The organism is Paraburkholderia sp. SIMBA_027 (assembly GCF_046535315.1).
GTDB lineage: Bacteria > Pseudomonadota > Gammaproteobacteria > Burkholderiales > Burkholderiaceae > Paraburkholderia > Paraburkholderia tropica.
Genome location: NZ_JAWRWY010000394.1, coordinates 1 through 279 on the forward strand (window position 1 = coordinate 1; position 279 = coordinate 279).

The window sequence follows — 279 nt, forward strand, 5'->3', positions numbered from 1 at the left end:
GGGCTGATGCTGGGCTTCGATCTGTCGCTGCCGCCTGCGATGCAGGCCGACGTGATCGACGAGGATACGGCGAATTCGGGCGAGCAGCGCAGCGGCCTCTATTTCGCCGCCTGGGGACTGGCGACAAAGGCCTCGTTGGCCCTGGCTGCCGGACTGGTGTTTCCAACCCTGGCGTTGTTCGGCTTCGATGCCGCGAAGGGAGCAGAGAACGCGCCTGCTGCGCTGACGGCGCTCGGCGTCATCTACGCATGGGTGCCGATCGCACTGAAGCTCGGCGCC

The 279-nt window shown here is 66.7% G+C and carries 1 protein-coding gene; it reads left to right on the forward strand.

The window, feature by feature from the left end:
* Positions 1-279: MFS transporter (locus SB764_RS39560; protein WP_410866690.1), on the forward strand; the 279-nt coding region annotated here is incomplete at both ends.